We start from the raw sequence: 1,627 nt of genomic DNA, 5'->3' as shown, positions 1-1,627 counted from the left end.
TCGAGGAGACAAGCATGTACTACTGTTTCTGATTCCTTCAATAGTTGTTGATAGTTGATAATTTTTGGTCTGCTCAAGGCACCTAGTCATTTATAGGTGCCTTTTTGCTCACAGTGCGGCTCTCTCGGCCACAGCCCAGACCCAGTAATATCAAGTCTGGTTGAATAGCCATAATTATTCAGGAGAGGGTGGGAGGTGTGGGGAGATGGGGAGATGGGGAGATGGGGAGATAGGGAGATAGGGAGATAGGGAGATAGGGAGATAGGGAGATAGGGAGATAGGGAGATTTTTATTAAGGGTAATTATCCTGAGCTGCTTGTCACCCCTGACAGACCTCAATCCAAGCTACGATGTTCTTCCTTGTATGGAAGTAGCCCATTTAATAACACCCCAAGAATGCTAGAAAGTCCAATCCCTGTCTTGATGCAATAGCGAGTGGGGGAAACCACGGCAGTTGCTCATGGGGGGAACCACGGCAGTCGCTCATGGGGGGGACCCCCAAGACCGCGCTGCCTCCCCAAGACCGCACTGCCTCCCCAAGACCGCGCTGCATCGCTTCCAAGGCAAACCCTCCTGCCTTGACGCTCATTTCCCCTACCCCTAGCATTAAAATTACAGCAACGATCACAAGATTACGGGGTTGTAATAAATCTGCGCTAGAGCGAACAATACTATTCATGCCAATTACCACAATTGTACCAAATAAAACAATTAAAATTCCTCCCATGACTGGCACAGGAATGGTTTTTAAAAGGGCTTCTAACTTTCCTAAAAAAGAGAGTAAAATAGCGATAATAGCTGCCCAGGTCATAATCGCTGGATTAAAAGTTTTTGTTAAGGCAACTGCCCCTGTAACTTCCGAATAGGTGGTGTTGGGAGGGCCACCAACAAAAGCCGCCAATGTTGTTGCTAACCCATCCCCTAACAGGGTGCGATGTAAACCGGGTTCTCGAAGATAATTATTTCCAGTCACAGAACTAATCGCTAAAACATCGCCAATATGTTCAATGGCAGGGGCGATCGCAACGGGTACAATAAATAAAATTGCCGGTAAACTAAAACTGGGTCTGGTAAATTCTGGAATTTGAAACCAAGGAGCTTGACTAACAGGTGTAAAATCCACCATTCCTAAGGGTAAAGTTACCAGATCACCGACTCCTATCCCCATCAAAATCGGAACTAATCGTAAAAAAACCCGTCCTAAAATTGCAGTTAGGATGGTTGCTAATAGAGAAATCATTGCTACACTAATAGCCATCCCTTCGGTGAATTCACTCATAAGTTGCTGACGCTTTTGTCAATTCTCTTGGTGCGCATTCCCGTGGGCGTTGAAACCTCGCGCCGGGGTTGCACCGCTGCTTAAAGGTTATCTTACACTGAACTGAGTGGGGACGCTTGGAAATCATTCCATATCATAACTAGGGATTGATTCAGTAATTCCTCAAGGGACATTACCCACCAAAGCTGATAAGATTCCAAACAACTAGGTTATAACTTTATATAAGTTGATAATTACAAACAAAAAGGGAACAAGCTATGGAACAGAAAGCAACTGCGTCTACTAAACTAGTCACCGGTAACTTTGTGGTGATCCAGGGAGATATCAATCGCAGAATTGGCGATGGTG

Annotated in this window: 2 protein-coding genes; both read right to left on the bottom strand. The window is 45.3% G+C overall.

Annotated features, from left to right (window positions below):
• Nucleotides 1–174: 174 nt before the first annotated feature.
• Nucleotides 175–339 (bottom strand): hypothetical protein, encoded by a 165-nt coding sequence (locus F6K49_RS47090; protein ID WP_293109394.1) that lies wholly within the window; start codon nucleotides 337–339, stop codon nucleotides 175–177.
• Nucleotides 340–379: 40 nt separating this feature from the next.
• Nucleotides 380–1,279, bottom strand: a complete 900-nt coding sequence (locus F6K49_RS47085) for a solute carrier family 23 protein (protein ID WP_293109392.1) — start codon at nucleotides 1,277–1,279, stop codon at nucleotides 380–382.
• Between the last annotated feature and the right edge of the window lie 348 nt (nucleotides 1,280–1,627).

It is taken from the genome of Moorena sp. SIO3I6, assembly GCF_010672095.1.
The sequence above is the reverse complement of the archived record's forward strand: the minus strand, read 5'-3'. Positions and strand labels throughout refer to the sequence as shown.

Excerpts from the sequence above, each read along its gene's own strand:
- F6K49_RS47085 (WP_293109392.1), bottom strand. The coding sequence starts at position 1,279 with ATGAGTGAATTCACCGAAGGGATGGCTATTAGTGTAGCAATGATTTCT.